Origin of the sequence: Planotetraspora mira, assembly GCF_016863275.1 — a bacterium.
Classification (GTDB): domain Bacteria; phylum Actinomycetota; class Actinomycetes; order Streptosporangiales; family Streptosporangiaceae; genus Planotetraspora; species Planotetraspora mira.
The window spans coordinates 23778-40686 of record NZ_BOOO01000052.1; the positions used below are offsets into that span (position 1 = coordinate 23778).

The 16909-nt window shown below is 69.8% G+C and carries 20 protein-coding genes; 12 read left to right on the forward strand and 8 right to left on the reverse strand.

The annotated features are described in order from the left end of the window. Positions 1-23 precede the first annotated feature (23 nt). Positions 24-1187 (reverse strand): NAD(P)-dependent malic enzyme, encoded by a 1164-nt coding sequence (locus Pmi06nite_RS39310; protein WP_308442565.1) that lies wholly within the window; start codon positions 1185-1187, stop codon positions 24-26. Between the two features lie 290 nt (positions 1188-1477). Here Pmi06nite_RS39310 and Pmi06nite_RS39315 point away from each other — a divergent pair, with 290 nt between their 5' ends. Then, positions 1478-2020, forward strand: coding sequence for a CGNR zinc finger domain-containing protein (locus Pmi06nite_RS39315; protein ID WP_203958338.1), 543 nt, complete (start codon positions 1478-1480; stop codon positions 2018-2020). On the opposite strand, the gene Pmi06nite_RS39320 is transcribed toward Pmi06nite_RS39315, so the two are convergent. After that, on the reverse strand, positions 1978-2289 hold the full coding sequence (locus Pmi06nite_RS39320; RefSeq protein ID WP_203958339.1) for a S24 family peptidase: 312 nt from the start codon (positions 2287-2289) through the stop codon (positions 1978-1980). The genes Pmi06nite_RS39315 and Pmi06nite_RS39320 overlap by 43 nt on opposite strands. An 80-nt stretch (positions 2290-2369) precedes the next feature. Here Pmi06nite_RS39320 and sodN point away from each other — a divergent pair, with 80 nt between their 5' ends. From sodN to Pmi06nite_RS39335, 3 genes are all read left to right on the forward strand, one after another. Continuing rightward, positions 2370-2774 carry a superoxide dismutase, Ni gene (gene sodN, locus Pmi06nite_RS39325; RefSeq protein ID WP_203958340.1) on the forward strand — a complete coding sequence of 135 codons (405 nt, stop codon included), beginning with the start codon at positions 2370-2372 and terminating at the stop codon, positions 2772-2774. 225 nt (positions 2775-2999) lie between these two features. Further along, the gene (locus Pmi06nite_RS39330) at positions 3000-3425 is read left to right on the forward strand and encodes an ATP-binding protein (protein ID WP_203958341.1); all 426 of its coding nucleotides are present in this window, start codon (positions 3000-3002) and stop codon (positions 3423-3425) included. A gap of 17 nt (positions 3426-3442) precedes the next feature. Further along, complete coding sequence (locus Pmi06nite_RS39335) at positions 3443-4222, forward strand: RNA polymerase sigma factor SigF (RefSeq protein ID WP_203949026.1); 780 nt, start codon at positions 3443-3445, stop codon at positions 4220-4222. 10 nt (positions 4223-4232) lie between these two features. Here Pmi06nite_RS39335 and Pmi06nite_RS39340 read toward each other — a convergent pair whose 3' ends face one another. After that, entirely contained in the window at positions 4233-4658 is a 426-nt protein-coding gene (locus Pmi06nite_RS39340) for a hypothetical protein (RefSeq protein WP_239114513.1), read from the reverse strand. A gap of 108 nt (positions 4659-4766) precedes the next feature. On the opposite strand from Pmi06nite_RS39340, the gene Pmi06nite_RS39345 reads away from it, so the two are divergent. Then, positions 4767-5759: a diacylglycerol/lipid kinase family protein gene (locus tag Pmi06nite_RS39345; protein WP_203958342.1), complete on the forward strand. Its 993-nt coding sequence runs from the start codon at positions 4767-4769 to the stop codon at positions 5757-5759. A gap of 285 nt (positions 5760-6044) precedes the next feature. Beyond that, positions 6045-6299 (forward strand): WhiB family transcriptional regulator, encoded by a 255-nt coding sequence (locus tag Pmi06nite_RS39350; RefSeq protein WP_203887961.1) that lies wholly within the window; start codon positions 6045-6047, stop codon positions 6297-6299. 11 nt (positions 6300-6310) lie between these two features. Here the strand turns inward: Pmi06nite_RS39350 and Pmi06nite_RS39355 are convergent, their stop codons facing one another. Further along, positions 6311-7801 (reverse strand): PAS domain-containing sensor histidine kinase, encoded by a 1491-nt coding sequence (locus Pmi06nite_RS39355; protein WP_203958343.1) that lies wholly within the window; start codon positions 7799-7801, stop codon positions 6311-6313. 68 nt (positions 7802-7869) lie between these two features. Here Pmi06nite_RS39355 and Pmi06nite_RS39360 point away from each other — a divergent pair, with 68 nt between their 5' ends. The 5 genes from Pmi06nite_RS39360 to Pmi06nite_RS39380 all read left to right on the forward strand — a co-directional run bounded on the left by Pmi06nite_RS39360 (position 7870) and on the right by Pmi06nite_RS39380 (position 13257). Beyond that, entirely contained in the window at positions 7870-9021 is a 1152-nt protein-coding gene (locus Pmi06nite_RS39360; protein WP_203958344.1) for an 8-amino-7-oxononanoate synthase, read from the forward strand. Beyond that, complete coding sequence (locus tag Pmi06nite_RS39365; RefSeq protein ID WP_203958345.1) at positions 9018-9746, forward strand: GntR family transcriptional regulator; 729 nt, start codon at positions 9018-9020, stop codon at positions 9744-9746. Before Pmi06nite_RS39360 ends, Pmi06nite_RS39365 begins: the two co-directional genes overlap by 4 nt. 16 nt (positions 9747-9762) lie before the next feature. Then, positions 9763-10485: a dethiobiotin synthase gene (gene bioD, locus Pmi06nite_RS39370; RefSeq protein WP_203958346.1), complete on the forward strand. Its 723-nt coding sequence runs from the start codon at positions 9763-9765 to the stop codon at positions 10483-10485. Beyond that, entirely contained in the window at positions 10482-11522 is a 1041-nt protein-coding gene (gene bioB / locus Pmi06nite_RS39375) for a biotin synthase BioB (protein WP_239114514.1), read from the forward strand. Before bioD ends, bioB begins: the two co-directional genes overlap by 4 nt. 88 nt (positions 11523-11610) lie before the next feature. Beyond that, positions 11611-13257, forward strand: a complete 1647-nt coding sequence (locus Pmi06nite_RS39380; protein WP_203958347.1) for an acetolactate synthase — start codon at positions 11611-11613, stop codon at positions 13255-13257. Between the two features lie 57 nt (positions 13258-13314). Here Pmi06nite_RS39380 and bsaP read toward each other — a convergent pair whose 3' ends face one another. Further along, a complete protein-coding gene (gene bsaP, locus Pmi06nite_RS39385) occupies positions 13315-13497 on the reverse strand; it encodes a biotin synthase auxiliary protein BsaP (protein WP_373317360.1) in 183 nt (60 codons plus the stop codon). 38 nt (positions 13498-13535) lie between these two features. On the opposite strand from bsaP, the gene Pmi06nite_RS39390 reads away from it, so the two are divergent. After that, positions 13536-13913: a thioesterase family protein gene (locus Pmi06nite_RS39390; protein ID WP_239114515.1), complete on the forward strand. Its 378-nt coding sequence runs from the start codon at positions 13536-13538 to the stop codon at positions 13911-13913. A gap of 8 nt (positions 13914-13921) precedes the next feature. On the opposite strand, the gene Pmi06nite_RS39395 is transcribed toward Pmi06nite_RS39390, so the two are convergent. The 3 genes from Pmi06nite_RS39395 to Pmi06nite_RS39405 form a co-directional block, all read right to left on the reverse strand. Further along, entirely contained in the window at positions 13922-14134 is a 213-nt protein-coding gene (locus Pmi06nite_RS39395; protein ID WP_203958349.1) for a biotin/lipoyl-binding carrier protein, read from the reverse strand. Between the two features lie 25 nt (positions 14135-14159). Next, on the reverse strand, positions 14160-15512 hold the full coding sequence (locus Pmi06nite_RS39400; RefSeq protein ID WP_203958350.1) for an acetyl-CoA carboxylase biotin carboxylase subunit: 1353 nt from the start codon (positions 15510-15512) through the stop codon (positions 14160-14162). A gap of 134 nt (positions 15513-15646) precedes the next feature. Then, entirely contained in the window at positions 15647-16906 is a 1260-nt protein-coding gene (locus Pmi06nite_RS39405; protein ID WP_203958372.1) for an HD-GYP domain-containing protein, read from the reverse strand. Positions 16907-16909: the final 3 nt, after the last annotated feature.

The following is a 16909-nucleotide window of genomic DNA, read 5'->3' on the forward strand; positions in this document are numbered from 1 at the left end:
CACGGGGAAAAGGCTGGGGGGCTCTATTTGCGGGCTACGCCGTCCAGACGGGCTTGGGCGGCGACCGCGGCGGTCACGGCGGGAGCGACCCGGGCGTCGAACGGGGAGGGGATGACGTACTCCTCAGAGACGGCGTCCCCGACCACGTCGGCGAGGGCGGTCGCGGCCGCCACCTTCATGTTCTCCGTGATCGTCCTGGCCCGCACGTCGAGCGCGCCGCGGAAGACGCCGGGGAAGGCGAGCACGTTGTTGATCTGGTTGGGGAAGTCCGATCGGCCGGTGGCCACGACCCTGGCGTGACGGGCCGCCACCGACGGCTCGATCTCGGGCGTCGGGTTGGACAGCGCGAAGACGATCGCGTCCGGCGCCATCGCCGCCACGGCGGCCTCGGAGACCGTCGAGCCGGACAGGCCGATGAACACGTCGGCTCCCGCGAGAGCCTGCTCGGTCGAGCCGGTCAGGCCCAGCCTGTTGGTCTCACGGGCCAGCGCCTCCTTGACGGAGTGCAGGCTCTCGCGCCCGGAGTGCACGATGCCCTTGGAGTCGGAGACCGCGATGTCGCCGATGCCGGCGTTGAGCAGGATCCGGGTCACGGCGACGCCCGAGGCGCCGGCGCCCGCCACGACGGCCCGGAGATCGCCGAGCGACCGCCCGGTGAGGCGGGCCGCGTTCCGCAGGGCGGCCAGGACGACGATCGCGGTGCCGTGCTGGTCGTCGTGGAAGACGGGGACGTCGAGCGCCTCGCGAAGCCGGTCCTCCACCTCGAAGCACCGCGGTGCGCTGATGTCCTCGAGGTTGATGCCGCCGAACGACGGCGCGAGCCTGGTCACGGTCTCGACCAGGGCGTCGACGTCGGTGCAGTCGAGGCAGATCGGGACGGCGTCGACGCCCGCGAACTGCTTGAACAGCAGCGCCTTGCCCTCCATGACGGGCATGGCGGCCGAGGGCCCGATGTCGCCCAGGCCGAGGACGGCGGTGCCGTCCGAGACCACGGCGACGACGTTGGAGACCCAGGTGTAGTCGTTGACCAGTTCGGGGTTGTCGGCGATGGCCGAGCAGACGCGGGCGACACCCGGCGTGTAGGCGAGCGACAGGTCGTCCGCGTCACGGACCGGAACGGTGGAGCGGACCTCCAGCTTGCCCCCGCGATGGAGCGCGAAGGCCGGATCCAGATCCAGCGATGTCAAGGAATCAGGTGAGACGGTCACAGCGACCCCAGTGTCGAAAGGACGAGTTCCTTCTAGACGCCGCAAGAGAACGAAAGCCCAGGCTTCGGTAGCCGCCGGAGGCCGTCGTCGTTGACGGTCGTCTCTTGAGGGGGTACGGGGGTCACCCGTTTTCCGATTGTGCCACACGCGTGGGAGCCGACGGATCCACACATGGAACGGATCACCCGTGACCTGGGGAGTTCCGCCCGAACCTCTGTCGTGTAATACTCGAAGGACGGAGTCGTCCCTTACATCCCTAGGTCGTCCCAGTGGACCTGACGTCATATGCAGAACTGGCCGTCCTCCTGGTCAACAGAGCTGAGGATCTGAGTAGCCTCGACACGCTGCGCGCCCTCCTGGAGGAGACCGGCCGGACCGAGTCGGCCGCGCGCGTCAACCGGCGCGACCTCGATGCCCTGCGCGAACTGCGGGAAGAGCTCACGGGTGTGTTCGAGTCCGCGTCGACGGGCGACGAGGCCGACGTGGTCGAGCGGCTCAACGGCCTTCTCGTCCGCCATCCCGTGCACCCCCAGATCTCCGGCCACGACGGGCAGGCCTGGCACATGCACCTGACCGAGGGCGGCCGGGTGGCCGACGCCCTCGCCGTCGGGTCGGTCATGGGCCTCGCGAGCGTCGTCACCGGCCTCGGCGCCGACCGGCTCGGCATCTGCCAGGCCACGCCGTGCCGCAACGCCTACCTCGACACCTCCTCGAACCGGTCCAGGCGCTACTGCTCGGAGCGGTGCGCGAGCCGGGCCAACGTCGCCGCCTACCGCGCCCGCCAGAACAAGCGGAACGGCCAGGGCCAGTAGCGCGCGACGACCCGGCCCACGATCTCACCGGTGGGGACGGCGCCGAAGTTCCAGCTGTCCTGCCTCCCCGGAGCCTGCTGGTTGTCGCTCTCCACCCACCAGCCTTCCTCCGTGAGCCGGAACGCGCGCTTGACGATCAGGCCGTGCGGCCGCCGGGCGACCACGACGTCTCCAGGCCTGACCACGGCGCCTCGCCGTACCAGCAGCCAGTCTCCGGGCCGCAGCGCGGGGAGCATCGAGTCCCCAGTTACACGGACAGCTGTGATCACATCCCCCTCCACGGACTAATGGTTTCGGGTACGAGTAAGGTCGGGCTTGGACAGTGCTGCATTCCTAAGGAAGGATTCAGATGCTCGCACGATTGCTGCGGCCCAAGCACGAGGCGTCCGCCCACTGCGACCTGCCGTGCGGGGTCTACGACCCGGCCCAGGCTCGCATTGAGGCCGAGTCCGTCAAGGCGATCATGAAGAAGTACGCCGACAGCGACGACCCGGTCTTCAGGACCCGCGCCCTCATCATCAAGGAACAGCGCGCCGAACTGGTGAAGCATCACCTGTGGGTGCTGTGGACCGACTACTTCAAGCCCCCGCACCTGGAGCAGTACCCGCAGCTCCACCAGTTGTTCTGGGACGCGACCAAGCTCGCCGGCGCAGCCGGCGGCAAGGGCACGGTCGACCCCGCCCAGGGCGACGAGCTTCTCGCGAAGATCGACGAAATCGCCAAGATCTTCTGGGAGACGAAGGCGGCCGCCTGAGTCAAGGCGATCACCAGGCCCCGCACGGTCTCCGGACCGCGCGGGGCCTGATCGTTTTCCGGGCCCAGGTGAGGTGCCGGTCACGAGCAGAGAAACCTCAGGGAATTTACGAGGAGTTACCCCCAAGATCACCACAATCGGCGCGTCCGAGCGGAGCAACATGGAGTGAGTGGCGGTAAGTTGCAGACAACGGCACTGCGCCGGCTCGAATGGGCGAGGAGGAACGTGACCGAGGAAACCGAGACGCCTGCGGTGGATGTGACCGGGATCCGGGACGCTGTGAGCGTCCGACTGCCCGCCGTAAGCGCCTATCTGTCTGTGCTGCGCACGGCCACGGCCGGGCTCGCGGCGCGGCTCGACTTCACCCTGGACCAGATCGAGGATCTGCGCATCGCGGTCGATGAGGCATGCGCCATGCTCCTGCGGCATGCGGTGCCCGGCACCGATCTCCAGGCCGAGTTCGAGCTCACGGGACAGGAGATGACGGTCCGCGTGGAGGTCAGCACGGTCGGCGTCAGCAGCCCCAAGCGAGACGACTTCGCCTGGATGGTGCTCACCGCCCTGGCCGATGATGTGGACGCCATCTCCGATCATCCCGATCACATGGCGATCGTGCTGCGCAAGCGGCGAGGCGCGGCGAGGCCGGCGTGACCGAAAGGACCCGTGCCATGGCCTCTGGCGACTCGGCGGTTCCCGACCGCGTGCGGGCTCGCACGCTCTTCGGTGAGCTGTCGGAGTTGCCGGCAGACGACCCGCGGCGGCAGCGCATCCGCGACGAGCTCGTCGAGCTGCACCTGCCGCTGGTGGAGTACCTCGCTCGGCGCTTCCGCAACCGCGGTGAGTGGCTCGACGACCTCACACAGGTCGCCACGATCGGTCTCATCAAGTCGATCGACCGGTTCGACCTGGGCCGTGGCGTCGAGTTCTCCACCTACGCGACGCCGACCATCGTCGGTGAGATCAAGCGTCACTTCCGGGACAAGGGCTGGGCCGTCCGGGTGCCGCGCCGCCTGCAGGAGCTCAAGCTGTCGCTGACGAAGGCGATAAGCGAGCTGTCGCAGCGGGAGAGCCGCGCGCCCACGGTCGCCGAGCTCGCCGCGCACCTGCAGATGACCGAGGAGGAGGTGCTGGAGGGCCTGGAGTCGGCGAACGCCTACTCGACGGTCTCCCTCGACGCCCCCGACTCGGGTGACGACGATGCGCCCGCCGTGTCGGACTCGCTGGGCATCGTCGACGAGTCCCTTGAGGGCGTCGAGTATCGCGAGTCGCTGAAGCCGCTGCTGGAGCGCCTCCCTCCGCGGGAGAAGCGCATCCTGTTGCTGCGCTTCTTCGGGAACATGACCCAGTCGCAGATCGCCACCGAGCTGGGCATCTCGCAGATGCACGTCTCCCGCCTGCTGGCCAGGACCCTGGCCCAGCTGCGCGAGGGCCTGACCGCCGAAGACTAGGGCCGCGGGATCAACCCCGCGGCCCCGGGGAGTCCTCCGGGGAGCCGTCCTCGCCCATCAGTGCGTGCGTGGACGGCGGGGCCAGCAGGGCGACCAACGCGACCGCCGCCAAGGCGACGAGCGGCACACCGTAGACGTACTGGCCGGCGCCGATCAGGGAGATCGCCACCGGCACGATGAAGATCTGAGTGACCACGCCCGGTCCCCTGCTCCAGCGCAGCGCCTGCCACACGCCCCAGGCCACCCAGAGCAGGGCGAGACCGAGCAGCACGCCGAACGCCGCGACGACCAGGGCACTGGTCAGATCAGCGGGCCGGCCGACCAGGGTCTCGACGGCGACATAGCCTCCGAGGACCAGGGCGAACACGCCCTCGGCGGCCAGTACGGCCGCCGCGACGGCGAGGGTCGAGGGACGACCGGCGGTTTGGCTGATCACAGTGCCCAACCCTACCTGTACGGCCCTTCGGCCCGATCGGGGCGGCATCGTCACGTGCGTGCGGGAAGTCCCCGGCGGCGGCGGCAAAGCGTCGTCTAACCTTCAGGCATGCGGGCTCTTCTCGTCATCAACCCGAAGGCGACCTCCACGAACCAGCGCACCCGGGACGTGCTGATCCAGGCGCTCGGAGCAGCCGTGGACCTTTCCGTCGAGGAGACCGCCTACCGGGGCCACGCGGCGGGGCTCGCGGGGACGGCGTACGCCAAGGGATTCGACGCGGTCGCCGTCCTCGGGGGCGACGGCACGATCAACGAGACCGTCAACGGACTGCTCGAGGGGCAGCCCGGCGAGGACGCGAGCCGGCGGCCCAGCCTCATCGTCATCCCCGGCGGCAGCGCCAACGTCTTCGCTCGGGCGCTCGGGCTGCCCAACGACCCGGTCGAGGCGACCGGCGCCGTGCTCGAGGCGCTCCGTGACGGGCGCAGCAGGACCATCGGGCTCGGCCAGGCGATCTGGCACGACGAGGCCGCGGGCCAGGACCCCGGCCCTACGGCGACGGCCGATCACCGTAATTCACGATATTTCACCTTCTGTGCCGGGCTCGGGTACGACGCGGAGGTCGTCAGAGCGGTGGAAGGCCTGCGCAGTGCGGGCTACCGGGCACGGCCGACCCTCTACGTGAACACCGCGGTGCGGCACTTCTTCGTGACCGACCGCCGCCACCCCGCCCTGCGGCTCGTACGGCCGCGCCGGCCTGAGACGCCGGGGCTCTTCATGGCGATCGTGTCCAACGTCTCGCCCTGGACCTACGCCGGATCTCGTCCGATCACCCCGACGCCGTGGGCGGGCTTCGAGACGGGGCTCGATGTGCTCGGGCTGCGGAAGCTGGGCCTGCCCTCGTTCCTCGCCTTCGTCCGGCAGATCATCGGAGAGCACTCGGGATTGCCGAAGGGTAAACACCTTGTTCAAGTTCATGACGAACAGGAGTTCACATTGGTGGCGGGCCGCCCCGTCGCCTTCCAGCTCGACGGCGACTACCTGGGAGAACACGAATGGGTGGAATTCAGGTCTATCCCGGACGCATTACAAGTCCTGGCCTAGCTTGTTACAAGTAGTCATAGTGTGACGTATCCGACAGCCATGCCGGGCAAAACCTTGTCCCAAACCTCTTGTGTGGTCTAGTCGCGGCTGAAAAGCTGAAGTACGACGTCGGAACGTAGGACCTTTACGGAAGCCACAGCTTCCTGAAGGACTCCGACGATCGCGTGGACAAGCCCGGCCCGAACCGCAGCGCCGGGCAAGTCCACGCATTAGCTAGTGAAAGTGTTCACAAAGTTTCGACGGCCAGTGGAGCACGAGGCTCTACTTGACGAAGGAGTGGGACGCATGGACTGGCGCCACCGCGCTGCCTGCCGTGACGTGGATCCGGAGCTGTTCTTCCCCATCGGGAACACGGGTCCCGCGCTGATGCAGATCGAAGAGGCCAAGCAGGTGTGCCGGCAGTGCTCGGTCACCGAGTCATGCCTCAAGTGGGCTCTGGAGTCCGGCCAGGACGCGGGCGTCTGGGGCGGGCTCAGCGAGGACGAGCGACGCGCCCTGAAGCGCCGTACCGCTCGCGCTCGTGCCCGCGCCGGCGTCTGACGACCACCTGATCACCGAGGATTTCCAGCCTCACTCCTGATTTCGGGCTGCACCGGGATGCTGAGGATGACCTCGGTTCCCCCGCCTTTCCTTCGCTCGACGGCCAGGCGGCCCGACAGCTCGCCGACGACCAGCGTGCGCACGATCTGCAGCCCCAGGCTGCCGGTCGCCTCGAGGTCGAAATCCGGCGGCAGGCCCTTACCGTCGTCCGCCACCACCACCTCCAGCCGGTCGGGATCCCGACGCACGATCACCTGCACATTTCCCGACTTGTGCGAGAAACCGTGCTCAACGGCATTCTGCAACAACTCCGTGAGGACCATCGCGATCGGGGTGGCCACAGCGGCGGGCAGCACGCCGAAGCTCCCGGTCCGCTGGGGCAGCACGTGGGCCAGTGACACCTCCGCCGTCATGGTGATGACGCGGTCCGCGATGTCGTCGAACTCCACCATCTCCTCGGGCATCTGCGCGAGGATCTCGTGGACGATCGCGATCGAGCCGACCCGCCTGACCGCCTCATTGAGGGCCTCCTGACCCTCGGGATTGTTGAGCCGGCGCGCCTGGAGCCGCAACAACGCCGCGACCGTCTGCAGATTGTTCTTGACCCGGTGATGGATCTCGCGGATCGTGGCGTCCTTGGTCAGCAACTCCCGCTCCCGGCGGCGCAACTCGGTCACGTCACGGATGAGCACGAGGGCGCCGATCCGTCCCCCGCCGACGATCAGTGGGATCGCCCGCAACTGGACCACCGTTCCGCCGTGTTCCACCTCGGTCTCCCTGGGCTCCTTGCCGCTGGCGACGAGCATCAGGTCCTCGTTGATCGGCTCATCCGAGTAGCACAGGTCGGCGGTCGTCTTCCCGAGGTCGGCGCCGACGAGGTCGGCGTGCAGGCCGAGGCGGCGGTAGGCCGACAACGCGTTCGGGGAGGCGTAGGTCACCCGCCCCGCCCGGTCGAGGCGCAGCAGGCCGTCACCCACGCGGGGCGAGCGGACCAGGATGGGCTCCTCCTCCGTGAAGGGGAACCGGCCCTCCGCCACCATCTGGGCGAGGTCCGAGGCGCTCTGGAGGTACGTCAGCTCCAGCCGGGACGGCGTGCGGGCCGACGACAGGTTCGTGGAGCGCTGGATGACGCCGATGAAGTGGCCGCCGCGGCCCCGCCGTACCGGGATGGTCTCCTCCCGGACCGGTACGCCGCTGGACCAGTCGGGATCGCCCTCACGGCAGATCCGGTGCTCGGACCACGCGATGTCGATCAGCGGCCGCTCCCCCTTGCCGGAGATCGCCCCCACGACGTCGTCGTGGTAGACGGTGGGCCCCGTGGTCGGCCGCATCTGCGCCACCGCCACCCAGCCGGAGCCGTCCTTGTGCGGGATCCACAGGATCAGGTCGGCGAAGGACAGGTCGGCGAGCAGCTGCCAGTCGGAGACCAACGAGTGGATCCAGTCGAGGTCGGCTGGTTCGAGCGCGGTGTGACGGCACACCAGGTCACTGAGAGTCGGCACGTGTGCATGATGCGACGTGATGCCGTCCGAAAGCGAATCGACCTCTGCCACCTGGCAGTATGCACTCCATGACGCGACCGCTCGACAGATTGCGCACAGCCGCCGCCGAGCGGGAGGCCGCGGGCCTGCGGCGGGTCCTGCGCCCGCGGACCCCCGACCATGACGGCCTGCTCGACCTGGCCTCCAACGACTATCTGGGCCTTTCCAGGGACGAGCGCCTGGTGGAGGCGGCCGTCCGGGCGACCCGCGAGTGGGGAACGGGCTCGACCGGCTCGCGGCTGGTGACGGGAACCACCCGGCTCCACGCCGATCTGGAGGAGCGGCTGGCCGCGTTCACGGGAGCCGACCGGGCCCTCGTGTTCTCCTCCGGATATCTCGCCAACCTGGGAGCGGTCACCACGCTGGCACGCGGGGGCCTGGTGGTCTCCGACTCCGGCAACCACGCCTCGATCGTCGACGCCTGCCGCCTGTCCCGGTCACGGGTGGCCGTGACCCCGCACGGCGACGTCGACGCCGTCGCCAAGGTCCTGGCCGAGCGCTCCGAGGAGCACGCGATCGTCGTGACCGACGCCGTGTTCTCCGTCGACGGCGACCTCGCGCCGCTCCACCAACTGCACGCGGTGGCCGTACGGCACGGCGCACTCCTCGTCGTGGACGAGGCACACGCGCTGGGCGTCGTCGGCGATCGGGGCAGGGGGGCGGTTCACGAAGCGGGCCTTTCGGGGGATTCTCATATTGTGAGAACCGTCACCCTCTCCAAGTCGCTGGGATCCCAGGGCGGCGCCGTGCTGGGGGCCCCCGAGGTGATCGAGACGCTCATCGACACGGGCCGCTCGTTCATCTTCGACACCGGCCTCGCTCCCGGCTGCGCGGGTGCGGCGCTGGCCGCGCTCGACATCCTGGAAGAGTCGCCCGACCTGCCCCGACAGGCCCTTTCGAGAGCCCGCGCCCTTGCCGGCATGGCCCGTGAGGCGGGTCTGGAGACCAGCGAACCGGCCGCGGCCGTGGTGCCCGTGGTGCTCGGCCCGCCGCAACTCGCGCTGGCGGCGGCGAACCTGTGTGCGGAACGCGGCATACGCGTGGGATGCTTCCGTCCACCATCAGTGCCCCGTGGCCGGTCCAGCCTCAGGTTGACCGCCCGGGCCGATCTGAGGTCCGATGATCTCGCGGCGGTCAGGGGCGCGCTCACCGCTGTGGCCGAGCTGAAGGTGGACACGTGACGGAGCACAGCGACGACTCTCCCAGGGTTCCCAAGTACTACGACGTCAAGCGGAACCTGCTGGAGCTCACCAAGAGCCTGCCTCCGGGCAGCGCCCTGCCTCCGGAGCGGACCCTCGCCGTACGTTTCGAGACGTCGAGGACGACGGTCCGCCAGGCTCTGTCCGAGCTCGTGGTCGAGGGCCGGCTGCTGAGGATCCAGGGCAAGGGCACGTTCGTGGCCCAGCCCAAGGTCGCCCAGGTCCTCCAGCTCACGTCGTACACCGGCGATCTGCGGACGGTCGGCCTCGAGCCCGACACCAAGATCCTCGACATCAGCTACGTCACGGCCGACGAGGCCCTCGGGCGGCGGCTCGCGATCAACCCGGGCGGCCGCGTGTTGCGGGTCCACCGCCTGCGCCTGGCCAACGGCGAGCCGATGTCGATCGACACCACCCACTTGTCGGCGCGGCGCTTCCCCCGCCTCAGGCGCGAGCTGGAAGGCCACTCCTCGCTCTACGAGACGCTGCACACCGCCTACAACGTGCGGCTCACCGACGCCGAGGAGGTCATCGAGACCGTGCTGGCCACGCCGTACGACGCGCAGATCCTCGGCGTGGACGTCGGCCTGCCCATGCTCATGCTGACCCGGCACGCCTTCGACGCCGACGGGAACCCGGTCGAGTTCGCCCAGTCGCTCTATCGCGGCGACCGCTACAAGTTCGTGACGCGCCTCAGGAGGCCGTAGGTCCTACGCTGCGGTGATGAGCATTCTCGTTGTCACCGGCACGGACACAGGAGTCGGCAAAACGGTCGTGACGGCCGCCATCGCCGCGCTGGCCCGGGACAGAGGCGCAGCCGTCGCGGTCGTGAAGCCCGCGCAGACCGGTGTCGTGGCGGGTGAGCCGGGCGACCTCGACGAGGTGATCCGGCTGTCGGGGGTCACGACGACGTTCGAGTTCGCCCGGTTCCCCGATCCGCTCTCCCCCGCGGCCGCGGCACGGGTGGCGGGCCTGCCGCCGATGTCGCCGTCCGCGGCCGCCTCACGCGTCCGTGAGCTCGCCGAGTCGCACCGGCTCGTGATCGTGGAAGGCGCCGGGGGCCTGCTCGTCCGCTTCGACGAGGACGGCGGGACTCTGGCGGACCTGGCCAGGGAGCTCCGCGCGCCGGTCGTGGTGGTGGCGCGGGCCGGGCTGGGCACACTCAACCACACCGCGCTCACGCTGGAGGCCATGGCGGGCCGCGGCCTCGACCTGGCCGGAGTGGTGATCGGCTCGTGGCCCGTAGAGCCCGGCCTGGCCGAGAGGTGCAACGTGGCCGACCTGGAGATGCTCGCGGCACGCCCGCTCGCCGGCGCCCTGCCGGAGGGCTCCGGCGCGCTGACCAGGGCGGACTTCGCCCGTGTGGCCCGCGCAGGCCTCGCCTCCACCCTTGGGGGTGTGTTCGATCCCTCCGGATTCCGCTCGACCTTTAAGCTTTCGTTGTGACCGAAACCCCGCAGTCGCCTGAAGCGGAACGGAGCCTGTTGGAAACCGACATCGTGGAGATCGCCCGCGTCCAGGTGCTGGAGCAGGGCAAGGGACTCGACGCGGCACAGGCCCTGGCCTGCCTGACGTTGCCCGACGAGCGCCTGCCCGAGTTGCTCGCCCTGGCCCATGAGGTGCGGATGAAGTGGTGCGGCCCGGAGGTCGAGGTCGAGGGGATCATCTCCCTCAAGACCGGCGGCTGTCCGGAGGACTGCCACTTCTGCTCGCAGTCGGGCCAGTTCTCCTCCCCCGTCAGAGCCGCCTGGCTGGACATCCCCTCGCTGGTCCAGGCGGCGGTCGAGACCGCGCAAACCGGAGCGACGGAGTTCTGCATCGTCGCGGCCGTGCGCGGCCCGGACCGGCGGCTCATGGACCAGGTACGCGAAGGCGTGAAGGCCATACGCGAGGCCGTGGACATCAACGTCGCCTGCTCGTTGGGCATGCTCACCCAGGCCCAGGTCGACGAGCTCGCCGAGATGGGGGTCCACCGCTACAACCACAACCTGGAGACCGCGCGCTCCCACTTCTCCCACGTGGTCACGACCCACTCCTGGGAGGAGCGCTGGGACACCTGCCTGATGGTCCGCGAGGCCGGCATGGAGCTGTGCTGCGGCGGCATCGTCGGCATGGGCGAGACGCTGGAGCAGCGGGCCGAGTTCGCCGCGCAGCTCGGCGAACTGGCGCCCGACGAGGTGCCGCTCAACTTCCTCAACCCGCGCCCCGGCACGCCGTTCTCCGACTACCCGCTCGTGGAGGGCGCCGAGGCGCTCAAGACGATCGCCACGTTCCGCCTCGCGCTGCCGCGCACGATCCTGCGCTACGCGGGAGGACGCGAGCTCACGCTCGGCGACCTCGGCACGCGCGACGGCATGCTCGGTGGCATCAACGCGATCATCGTGGGGAACTATCTGACCACGCTCGGGCGCTCACCCGAGCAGGACCTCGGGCTGCTGGCCGACCTGAAGATGCCGATCAGGGCGCTGTCCGACACCTTGTAGAGGACGGGGTGTCAACGCGCCGATTCGGGGAAGTTCTGCCAGACCAAGAGCCCAGACCGGCTAAGTGACTGACTGGTAGGTTCACCGCATGGAGTCCCCCAAGCACGCAGGCGACATCGCGGTCGCCGTTTCACAGGCCTACGGCGTCGAGACCATGTTCACGCTGTCCGGCGGCCATGTCTTCCCCCTCTACGACGGGGCCGTGCACGAAGACATGCGCATTCTCGACGTCCGCCATGAGCAGAGTGCGGTCTTCGCCGCCGAGGCGACCGCGCGCCTGACGAGAAAGCCGGGCCTGGCGGTGCTCACCGCCGGCCCGGGCATCACCAACGGCGTCTCCGGGATAGCCACGGCCCACTTCAACGGGTCGCCCGTGGTCGTGCTCGGGGGCCGGGCTCCGCGATCCCGGTGGGGATCGGGAGCGCTGCAGGAGATGGACCATCCGCCGCTGCTGGAACCCATCACCAAGCTCGCCTTCACCGGGTCGGGTGCGGACTCCATCGGGCAGGACGTCGAGATGGCCTTCCGCACGGCCGTCGCCCCCCACCGCGGGCCGGTCTTCCTGGACTTCCACATGGACGACCTTTTCTCCCCCTCGGCCGAGCACGCCACCGAGACGCTGAGCCCGTCGCCGCTCGAACCGGACGAGGAGGCCCTCGCCCAGATCGCACGGCTGATCGCCGAGGCCGAGCGCCCGGTGCTCGTGCTGGGCTCGGACGTGTGGATGGAACGGGCGGAGGAGGCCGCGCGCGACTTCGCCGAGGAGTTCCGCCTCCCCGTCATCCCGAACGGCCAGGGCCGCGGCATCCTCCCGGCCGGCCACGAGTTGCTCGTCACGCGGGCACGCGGAACCGCCTTCGGGCAGGCGGACCTCGTGATCGCCGTCGGCACCCCGCTCGACTTCCGCCTCGGCTACGGCTGGTTCGGCGGCAAGAACGGTGCTCCGCTCGCCAAGGTCGTCCACATCGGCGACGCGCCCTCCCAGATCGCCACGCACACCGGCCTGTCCGGGTCGGCGGCGGGCGACCTGTCGGTGCTCTTCTGGAGCCTCTCCAAGGCGTGCGGGACGGCGAGTGTGAACCCCAGGGCCTACGCCCCCTGGCTGGCCAAGCTGGCCGAGACGGCCACGGCCGCGATCGCGGCGGACCTCCCCTTGCTGGAGTCGGACTCCGACCCGATCCACCCCATGCGCATCTACGGCGAACTCGGCCGACTCCTGGCCGACGATGCCGTGGTGATCGGCGACGGCGGCGACTTCGTGTCCTACGCGGGCAAGTACGTCGAGCCCCGCAAGCCCGGCAACTGGCTCGACCCGGGTCCGTACGGCTGCCTCGGGACCGGGCTCGGGTACTCCATCGCGGCCCGCGTCGCGCGGCCCTCCTCACAGGTCGTCCTGCTCCTCGGGGACGGCGCGGCCGGGTTCTCGCTCATGGACGTCGACACGCTGGTACGGCACAAGCTGCCCGTCGTCATGATCTGCGGCAACAACGGCATGTGGGGCCTGGAGAAGCACCCCATGCAGATGTTGTACGGCTATGACGTGGCGGCCGAGCTTCAGCCCCAGACCCGGTACGACCAGGTGGTCACCGCCCTCGGCGGCGCCGGCGAACTGGTGACGTCCCCGGCGGAGATCGCGCCCGCGCTGCAGCGTGCGTTCGACTCCGGCGTGCCGTACCTGGTGAACATCGCCACCGACCCGGAGGTCGCCTATCCCCGGAACACCACCGGGGTGTGACCACGCGAGCCCCGGCCCCCTGTCAGGGCCGTGGGCTCGCCGACGCGGTGCGGCGGCTCACTCCGCCGCACTGCCGTGCTCGGAGCAGCGTGCCGACCAGCTCCGGGGAGTGACCTGCACCACCATGCGACGGCGGCACCGGGGGCAGTAGCGCGGCGGCTCCATCGCCCGGGCGGCCAGGCATGCGGCGTGATCACCCTCGGCGGCCGGCCGGCCGCAGTGATCGCAGAAGGGGTCCACGGTCATCACCTTAATCGGCCCCTAATAGGCTGGCACGTATGACACTGGCTCCTGGCCTGCGCTCCGAGGTCCTCATCATGGTGGAGCGGGAAGACACCGCGATCCGGGTGGGCAGCGGTGACGTGCCGGTCCTGGGCACGCCGCGGCTGCTCTCGTTCGCCGAGGGCGCCACGGTGAAGGCGGTCCAGCACTATCTCGCACCCGGCCAGACCTCGGTCGGCACCAAGGTCCATCTGGAGCACATCGCACCGAGCCCGGTCGGGATGCACGTGGAGATCGCGGCCGAGTTGACCGAGGTGGACGGCAGGAGGCTGGTCTTCTCGATCATGGCCGTCGACAAGAGGGGCGTCCTCGTGGGCACCGGCACCATCGAGCGTGTGGTCGTGGACCGCGAGAGGTTCCTTTCGCGCCTGTGAGCCCGCCGTCACTCGATGACGGCGATCAGGTGACCCTCCTGGATGACGTCGCCCTCGGCGACCTTCAGTTGGGCCACGACCCCGGAGTCCTCGGCGAGGACCGGGATCTCCATCTTCATCGACTCCAGGATGACGAGCGTGTCGCCCTCCTCGACCGTGTCACCCTCGGCGACGACGATCTTCCAGACGTTCGCCACCATCTCGGCGCGTACCTCGGCCACTGGAACTCCCCTCCATCGTGATCAACTATCGGGCTTTCCTCATCCGGGAAACCAGCCCGGTGTCGTAGTCCCCGCTCACGAACTCGGGGTCGTCCAGCAGTTCGGCACAGAATGGCAGATTGTTCTTGGGCCCCTCGACCTTGAAGGCGGCGACGGCCGTACGGGCCCGGGCCACGGCCTCGTCGCGGGTCGCGCCATGGACGCAGAGCTTGGCCATCAGCGGATCGTAGAACGGGGTGACGGTGTTGCCCGCCACGTATCCGGAGTCGACCCGCACGCCCTCACCCGAGGGTTCCTCCCACACATCGATCTTCCCCGGCCCGGGGAAGAAGCGCTTGGGGTCCTCCGCGTACACACGGAACTCGATCGCGTGGCCACCCGGACGCGCCTCCAGGGCGTAGACCTCGCCGGCGGCGATCCGGATCTGGTGCTCGACCAGATCGAGGCCGGTGACCAGTTCGGTGACCGGGTGCTCGACCTGGAGGCGGGTGTTCATCTCCAGGAACACGAAGTCCTGCGCGTCGGCGTCCACCAGGCACTCGACGGTGCCCGCGCCGCGATAGCCGACCGCCTCACCCGCACGCACCGCCGCGGCCAGCATGCGCTCGCGCAGATCGGCGGTGATGCCGGGTGACGGGCTCTCCTCGACCACCTTCTGGTGGCGGCGCTGGACCGAGCAGTCCCGCTCTCCGAGCGCGACCACGGTGCCGTCGGCGAGGCCGAGGATCTGGATCTCCACGTGCCGTGCGCGCTCGATGTAACGCTCCAGCAGGATCGCCCGGCTCGTGCCGTCCTGGGCCCCGCCGAACCTGGCGGCCGCACGTGAGGCCTGCTCGAAGGCCTTGCCGAGCGACTCCTCGTCGTGCGCGACGCCCATGCCGATCCCACCGCCGCCGCCCGCGGTCTTCACCATGACCGGGTAGCCGATCCGCTCGGCCGCCCGCACGGCCTCCGTGAGCGCCCCCACAGGCTCACGGGTTCCGGCGGCGACCGGGACTCCGGCCGACTCCATCATGTTCCGGGCGTTGATCTTGTCACCCATCCGCTCGATGGCCTCGGGCGCCGGCCCGATCCAGACGAGCCCCGCCTCGGTCACCGCGCGGGCGAAGGACGCGTTCTCGGCCAGGAAGCCGTAGCCCGGATGAACCGCCTGCGCGCCGGTGGCGCGGGCGGCGGCGATGACCTTGTCCACGTCGAGATAGCTCTGGGCGGGAGCCGCCGGTCCGAGCAGGACGGCGTCGTCCGCCTCGGTGACGAAGGGCAGGTCGGCATCCGCCTCAGAGTGGACCGCGATCGCGCGCAGCCCCATCCGCTGCACCGTACGGATGATCCGCCGCGCGATTTCGCCACGGTTGGCGACGAGGACTGAGTCGAACACGCAGCCCACCCTATGGCGATTCCCGAGGTCGACTCCCCGACCGTTTCCAACGGAACCCGACAGGCGAATCTGTAGGGTCGCCACAAAAAGCGCTGCCTGCGCACCCCGTAGAACCCGTTTCGGTGATATGTCTGCTACAAGCGCGTCATCGTGAGCCGGTCGACCACCCGGGCCATCGCCTCCACGACCATCGGATCGTACTCCGTCCCGCCGTCGAGCCGGAGCCGCTCCAGCGCGGCGGCCGCGCGGTCCCTGTCCGTCGACGCACCCACCAGGTCGTCGTACGCGTTGGCCGCCTTGATGATCCGGCTGGCCGCGGGCGGCGACTCGGCGACCGGGTCGCACTGCCTCCGGACGATCTCGGCGACGCCGTGCAGCACGCCGGTCTTCCTGATCACCTCGGCGCCCAGCTCCGCGATGCGCCTGGCCTGCGCGGGATCGGTCAGCACGGTGGCCCCGCCCGGAATCGGATCGCGCAGCGAGAGCTGGCCGATGTCGTGCATGAGAGCGGCGTACTCCAACTCGAGCAGCTGCGGCTCGGGCATGCCGAGCTCCCTGCCGATGGCGATGGACAGCTGGCTGACCCGGCGGGAGTGGCCGGGTTCGACGTAGCCGCCCACCTCGGTGACCCGGCTCAGCGCCCGGACGGTCTGCAGATAGGTGGCCCTGATCCCGGCGTACTTGCGGAAGGCCACCTGCGTGACCAGCAGCGGCGCCGCGAAGGCCGGCAGCGCGGTCAGGTCCATGCTGTGGGAGGCGAGCGCGAGGAGCATCCCGGAGGCGGCCACCGCGGCGCCCAGCGGCGCCGCCATCCTGATCTCGTCCCGTACGGCCACGCCGAACGCGGTCCTGACCTGCTCGGAGCGGAGCATCGCGGCGATCACCACGTCGGCCGTGAGCATCACGGCGATGAGCAGCGCCATCACCCCGAGGGCAGGCCACCAGTCACCCGCCGCGGCCACCTCGTAGAGCGGATGCGCGACCGGGCGGTAGGCGAAGGCCAGCAGGGAACCGGCGAGCAGCCGCCTGGCCATCGCGTCCAGACGCGGAGGACGGCCGACGGCTATGTGCGGCAGGGCGCCGGCGATCATGCCGACCGACATCACCGCGACGACCTGCAGCGCCGACTGGGTCGCCTCGCGGCCGCCGACGTCGAGCAGGAGCGCGTATCCGAGGGAGGCGGCCGTCGAGACCGGCGCCACCTCGCGGTTCCCCGGCATGGTCAGCCGGGCGAGCTCTCCCGCGGCGATCAGCACGCCGAATCCGATCGCCACCTGCGAGTCGACCAGGCCGACCGCGGCCGTGTGGGAGATGCCCGCGACGGTCAGCATGCCGGCCGCGCAGATGAGCAGGAGCTGGCCGGAGTCGAGCCCCGGCGACCGGGTGGCCGCCATCCG

Bases quoted from the DNA above. Each gene is read 5' to 3' on its own strand.
- sodN (WP_203958340.1), top strand. From the start codon at position 2,370: ATGCTCGCACGATTGCTGCGGCCCAAGCACGAGGCGTCCGCCCACTGC.
- Pmi06nite_RS39360 (WP_203958344.1), top strand. From the start codon at position 7,870: ATGACGCGACCGCTCGACAGATTGCGCACAGCCGCCGCCGAGCGGGAG.
- Pmi06nite_RS39350 (WP_203887961.1), top strand. From the start codon at position 6,045: ATGGACTGGCGCCACCGCGCTGCCTGCCGTGACGTGGATCCGGAGCTG.
- Pmi06nite_RS39335 (WP_203949026.1), top strand. From the start codon at position 3,443: ATGGCCTCTGGCGACTCGGCGGTTCCCGACCGCGTGCGGGCTCGCACG.
- Pmi06nite_RS39380 (WP_203958347.1), top strand. From the start codon at position 11,611: ATGGAGTCCCCCAAGCACGCAGGCGACATCGCGGTCGCCGTTTCACAG.
- Pmi06nite_RS39345 (WP_203958342.1), top strand. From the start codon at position 4,767: ATGCGGGCTCTTCTCGTCATCAACCCGAAGGCGACCTCCACGAACCAG.
- Pmi06nite_RS39405 (WP_203958372.1), bottom strand. From the start codon at position 16,906: ATGGCGGCCACCCGGTCGCCGGGGCTCGACTCCGGCCAGCTCCTGCTC.
- Pmi06nite_RS39390 (WP_239114515.1), top strand. From the start codon at position 13,536: ATGACACTGGCTCCTGGCCTGCGCTCCGAGGTCCTCATCATGGTGGAG.
- bioD (WP_203958346.1), top strand. From the start codon at position 9,763: ATGAGCATTCTCGTTGTCACCGGCACGGACACAGGAGTCGGCAAAACG.